Source organism: Actinocrinis sp. (assembly GCF_035938995.1).
GTDB lineage: Bacteria > Actinomycetota > Actinomycetes > Streptomycetales > Catenulisporaceae > DASZGI01.
The window spans coordinates 1-5581 of sequence record NZ_DASZGI010000109.1 but is presented as its reverse complement, the minus strand read 5'-3'; the positions used below and the strand labels follow the sequence as shown (position 1 = coordinate 5581).

Below are 5581 nucleotides of genomic sequence, written 5' to 3'. Positions count from 1 at the left end.
CGCACCGAGGGCAACTGGCGCTCGCACCAGGTCCCCCTGAGCGAAGTGCACGAGAACCCTGCGCACCTCGCCCAACTGGGTGAGTGGCTCGCCTCCTACCGTCCCGAGGACCTGTTCGACGTCGACGGCCGACTGTTTGCGCACCTTGCCGCCCTCGCTCCGGTCGGCGAGCGCCGGATGAGCGCGAACCAGCACGCCAACGGCGGTCTGCTCCTTCGCGATCTGGAGATGCCCGACTTCCGGGAGTACGGCGTCGAGGTCAAGGAACACGGCACCACCTTCTCCGAAGCCACCCGGCTGCTCGGCGTATTCGTCCGCGACGTCATGGCCCGCAACGAACCGCACCGCAACTTCCGCGTCTTCGGCCCGGACGAGACCGCCTCCAACCGCCTCGGCGCAGTCCTGGAGGCCACCGGGCGCACCTGGCTGGCAAAGACAGAGCCCGACGACGACGCCGCGCTCGCCCCCGACGGCCGGGTGATGGAAGCGCTCAGCGAGCATCTGTGCCAAGGCTGGCTCGAGGGCTACCTGCTCACCGGCCGCCACGGGCTGTTCAACTGCTACGAGGCGTTCATCCACATCGTCGACTCGATGTTCAACCAGCACGCCAAGTGGCTCAAGACCACCCGGCAGCTGCCCTGGCGCCGCCCCATCGCCTCGCTGAACTACCTGCTCACCTCGCACGTCTGGCGCCAGGACCACAACGGCTTCTCGCACCAGGACCCGGGCTTCATCGATCACGTGATGAACAAGAAGGCCGAGATCGTCCGGGTCTACCTGCCCCCGGACGCCAACACCCTGCTCTCCGTCGGCGACCACGTCCTGCGCAGCAAGCACTACGTCAACGTCGTCGTGGCCGGCAAGCAGCCGGCCCTGAACTGGCTCTCGATGGACGAAGCGATCGCACACTGCACCCGCGGCATCGGCATCTGGCAGTGGGCCTCCACCGACGCGGGCGCCGAACCGGACCTGGTCATGACCTGCGCCGGGGACGTCCCGACGCTGGAGACCCTGGCCGCGACCGCGATCCTGCGCCAGCGGTTCCCCGAGCTGAAGATCCGCGTGGTGAACGTGGTCGACCTGATGCGCCTCCAGCCGGACAGCGAGCACCCGCACGGCCTGTCCGACCGCGAATTCGACTCCCTGTTCACGACGGACAAGCCGGTGATCTTCGCCTACCACGGCTACCCGTGGCTCATCCACCGGCTGACCTACCGGCGCGCCAACCACGACAACTTCCACGTGCGCGGCTACAAGGAGGAGGGCACCACCACCACGCCCTTCGACATGGTCATGCTCAACGACCTGGACCGCTACCACCTGGTCATCGACGCGATCGACCGGGTCCCGGGCCTCGCCGACCGCGGCGCCCACCTGCGCCAGGAGATGGCCGACGCCCGCCTGCGCGCCCGCGCCTACACCCGCGAGATCGGCGACGACCTCCCCGAGGTCCGCGACTGGGTCTGGCCCTTTGACTCAGTCCACTGAGAGCTGCCCGCACCGTGTTGCGCGCGTAATGCGCGAGCGGGATCGAAGCTGACCTGAGGCCAGGGTGTGTGAAATGACGTAGAACTCCACCTAGCCGGTTGATCGGCAGACTCTGTTGACAGTGTTCGGACATCGAGAGCTGTTCCGCCGAGATGTCGGCACCTTCGTCGGCGTCACCGCTCCAGCGACCGGGCCAGGAAGCGCCGCGTCGACTCACGCACCGGGTCGGCGAACATCTGCTCGGCCGTCCCGTGCTCGGCGATGACGCCGTTCTCCAGGTAGCACACGCGATTCCGCTGCGCGCCGCGCGAAGCCCATCTCGTGCGTGGCCATCAGGAGGGTGAATCCGCGGTCCTTGAGCGGCGCGGGCGCGTGGCAGTGGACGGTCACGGAGCGGGTGGCGATTCCACCCGCGGACCGGCTGGTCAGTCGGTCTCGATGACCTGGTCGTTCCACATTCGGAACATGGTGCACTTGCCGTGTTCGTCGAATGTCACGGTCCAAAGGTTGAGGAAGGTGCCGAGCTCCTTGTACACCCCGGTACCACGGATAGCGGCGGTATCTCCGGTGATCATCAAGGTGGACCACTCGAAGTCCCAGCCGCCTTCCTGCCATGCCGCGCGGCTTTGCCAGCCCGCGATGATCTCTCTGCGACCGATCCAGTCGGTGGCGTAGGGCCATTCGTGGTACTCGGCCTTCGGAGTGAACAGCGCCGTGATGTCCTTGGACGCGTTGGTGCGCCAGGCCTTCACGTACCCGTTGACCCAGGCCTCGACCTGCTGTTGTGTCACCACTGTTGTGTCATCACTGTCTGGATCTTTCCGTGATGGGCTGCGGGTCGGTCACGTCAAGCAGGCCGGTGTGGTCCGGCTCCGGCGACAGGCTCCCAGCCTGGTCCAGGTGTCGCTCGAGAGGAAGGACGCGTCTTCCTGGGTGCGCCACACCTAGGTTCGCTGCGGAGGTCTCCAAGGCCTGGCGCCGTAGAATCGACCGGTGAGCGGTTACGAGTTGGGCGAGTTCCTGCGCGTGCGTCGCTCTCGGCTGACGCCTGCGGACGTGGGCCTGCCTTCGACTGGAGGCCGGCGGGTGGCGGGGCTGCGCCGCGAGGAGGTCGCGGTGCTGGCCGGAGTCAGCGCGGACTACTACGCGCGCCTGGAGCAGGGCCGGGAGACCAGCCCCTCCGGCCAGGTCGTCGATGCTCTCGCCCGCGCCCTGCGGCTGGATCCGGATGCGCACCGGCACGCCCACAGCCTGGCTGGTCTCGCGCCCAGACCCACGCTCGCGCACCCGCACAGCGCTGCGGCGGATCGGGCCCTGTTTCAGCTGATGGACGCCTTTCCCACCGCGGTCGCCTACGCCGTCAACCACCGCCTCGAGATCCTCGCCGCCAATGATCTGGCCGACGCCCTGCTCTCGCCCCTCGCCGATAAGCGCGACATGGTCCGCTCCCTGTTCTACGACCCGGCCGCACGAAGGCTGTTCGCCCAGTGGTCGGCGGTCGCCCGCGACACCGTGCACGCCCTGCGCCTGGCTATGGACCGGGAGCCGCAGGACCCGCTGCTGACCGCGCTGATTGCGGAACTTGCCGCGGACAGCCCGCAGTTCGCATCTTTCTGGCGCGAGCATGAAGTCCGGTCGCTCGGCCGCAAGTCGAAGGTCTTCAACCATCCGGACGTCGGCCGATTCGAGTTGACCTACCAGGCCTTCGACATTCAGGGCTCACCGGGCTGGCAACTTCTCGTGGGCACCGCCGAACCCGGCAGCGTCCACGAGGACCGTCTCGCCCTGCTCGGCTCCCGGCACACGGTCGACTCCAAACGCTGAGCCGCATCGCGCCGGTGAGGGCCGAGCCGCGAGATCGACGCGCGCAGGTCAGATATCGCGGCCCCGCGCGATCGCCCGGGCCGTGCGTGCGGCCTTATCTTCCGTGTCGGCGAGGGCTTGGTTTCCCATGCCGAACAGGCCCTGACGCAGGAAGACGGCGAGGCCGTGCGCGGCCGCGGCGATGCGCAGCAGCAGGTCGAACGCGTCGGCCTCGTCCGGGGTCAACCGTCGGACGACCGGCAGCAGGAGGTCGGCCACCTCGTCGCCAGCCGTGGCCAGTTCGGCGAAACCGGACTTGTCCAGGCCCGCGTTGAAGGTGATGTCGAACAGCGCCGGCTCCTCGGCGGCGAAACGAACATAAGCGGACGCGAACGACGCCAGCTGATCCAAGGGGTCCGCGCTGCCGCCCAGCGCCGCGGAAAAGCGGCTGCGTTGCTCGCGGTACCCGCGGGTGGCGAGTTCCGCCAGCAGCGCCTCCCGGTCGGCGAAGTGCTTGTAGGGCGCCGCGACGCTCACTCCCGCCCGGCGGCTGGCCTCGGCGAGGGTGAAACCGTGCGGGCCTCGTTCGCCGACCAGCTCGAGGGCGGCTTGCAGCAGCGCGTTGCGCAGGTCCCCGTGGTGGTGACCCACGGGCCGCGGCTTGACAGGAGAGCTCACGGCACTAAGGTTAACACCACTTACCAGGTGAAAGCTATTAACCAAAGGAGTTGCCATGACTGCCGTCCGGTTCCACCACATCTGCCTCTCGGTCGCCGACCTCGCCGCCCAAGAGGCCTGGTATGGCAGCGCCTTCGGGCTTACCCAGGTCGACGAGCGCTTGGAGGTGCCCGAAGCAGGCGTGCGTGCCGTCATCCTGAGCGATGCGGCGGGCCTGCGCGTGCAGTTCGTCGAACGGCCCGGTTCGACCCCCGTCGCGTACACCGACCCCTTCGCTGCCGCTGGCGCGCAGACCTTCAGCCACCTCGGCCTCCAAGTCCCGGACCTCGAGGCCGCGTTCGCCCGGCTGACCGGTGAATGCGGCGCCGCCCCGATCTCGTCGCCCGCTGCCGGGGTGGCCGAAGGCATGCGTTACGCGTACGTCGCCGACCCGGAGGGCAACCTCCTCGAACTGATCGAGACGGAACGCGACTGAGCGCGACCCGCACCCGCAGATGTACCGAAGGCTGGCCTGACGCTGGGGGGTGCTCGGGTACCGGGTCGCGGCGGCAGATTCAGGGGTAGCCCTGATGTTCGCGGTCGCGGCATCGGCCAAGGTGGTGGCAGTGCTGCTGCGGTGCGGTCATGCCTCTGCCTCTGCTCCCGGGATGCGGGGACTGCCAGTGTCCGCGTCCGCGCAGCTGCGCAGCGGTCCCGGTGCTGGCCCGAGTACGGATGCGGATGTACCGGGGGTCAGCCGTAGCTGTCCCTGCCATCGCTAGGCAGGGCGATACGGGGGTGGGGGAGAGGCTCACGGCCAATCCGGTGACCGGGACGGCTCCCCACCGAAGCCCTTATGGGCGGGGCGCCACTGTACTCGACTCCATGACAGGCACGGCAGCGACGACGCAGATGGGCGGACGGGATGCGTAGAACGCGGAGTGGCAGGATCGCGTGGTGCATGGCTGTTGTGGCCATGGTCGCAGTGCCTTGCGCCAGGGGGGCCAGCGCTGCCGGGGCGGACGTTCCGGTCGTTCCCCCGGTCTCGCAGATCGGCACCGTGTCGATGGGGGCGAACTCGCTGCTCTCGGCCGGTGTCTACGATGCGGGCGGCCAGTTGGTGCGGCACCTGGACGAGCTGGCGCCGGAAGCCGGCACGGTCCAGATGAACTGGGACGGGAAAGACGACGCCGGCAATGTGCTTCCCGCAGGTACGTACAACTGGCGGGCGGCGACGTCCTCGGTAACCGGGGCGAACGAGGGCGGAGTCGGGGTCGGCGGCACGCCGCTGCCGGGCCTGGCTTTCGACGCTGTGCGCAATCCGGGTGATGCGTCGGCGGTGGCCTACGGTCCCGACGGGAACTTCTACCTCGACTCGACATACGAGGAGCTGAACAGCAGCGACGTGTACCGGTATTCGCCGGCGGATCTGCCGACCGGCCTCGAGACCTGGTACGCGAAGGACGGATTCGGGCTCGAGGGCCATGCGATCGCGGTTGACGGCCAGTACGTTTACGTCGGCGCACACGCGGACTACGACGCGAACCTCAAGGACTGGGTGCACAACGGGATCTTCCGCGTGGACGCGGCGACCGGGAACATCGTGGGCTGGCCGGGCTTGGACCACATCGTC

At 68.4% G+C, this 5581-nt stretch carries 5 protein-coding genes and 1 pseudogene; 4 read left to right on the top strand and 2 right to left on the bottom strand.

The features are described 5' to 3' along the window. Positions 1 to 1488, top strand: a pseudogene (locus tag VGZ32_RS07375) (phosphoketolase family protein); the annotation flags it as partial. Between the two features lie 425 nt (positions 1489 to 1913). Here the strand turns inward: VGZ32_RS07375 and VGZ32_RS07370 are convergent. Continuing rightward, positions 1914 to 2279, bottom strand: a complete 366-nt coding sequence (locus VGZ32_RS07370) for a nuclear transport factor 2 family protein (protein ID WP_326885106.1) — start codon at positions 2277 to 2279, stop codon at positions 1914 to 1916. A gap of 202 nt (positions 2280 to 2481) precedes the next feature. Between VGZ32_RS07370 and VGZ32_RS07365 the strand changes: the two genes are divergently transcribed. Next, positions 2482 to 3312, top strand: a complete 831-nt coding sequence (locus tag VGZ32_RS07365) for a helix-turn-helix transcriptional regulator (RefSeq protein ID WP_326885105.1) — start codon at positions 2482 to 2484, stop codon at positions 3310 to 3312. A gap of 48 nt (positions 3313 to 3360) precedes the next feature. Here the strand turns inward: VGZ32_RS07365 and VGZ32_RS07360 are convergent, their stop codons facing one another. Continuing rightward, a complete protein-coding gene (locus VGZ32_RS07360) occupies positions 3361 to 3969 on the bottom strand; it encodes a TetR/AcrR family transcriptional regulator (RefSeq protein WP_326885104.1) in 609 nt (202 codons plus the stop codon). A 55-nt stretch (positions 3970 to 4024) separates the two neighbouring features. Here VGZ32_RS07360 and VGZ32_RS07355 point away from each other — a divergent pair, with 55 nt between their 5' ends. Both VGZ32_RS07355 and VGZ32_RS07350 read left to right on the top strand, forming a co-directional pair. Next, complete coding sequence (locus tag VGZ32_RS07355) at positions 4025 to 4444, top strand: VOC family protein (RefSeq protein WP_326885103.1); 420 nt, start codon at positions 4025 to 4027, stop codon at positions 4442 to 4444. Between the two features lie 465 nt (positions 4445 to 4909). Further along, the coding region (locus VGZ32_RS07350) for a FlgD immunoglobulin-like domain containing protein (protein WP_326885102.1) at positions 4910 to 5581 on the top strand (672 nt) is incomplete at its 3' end.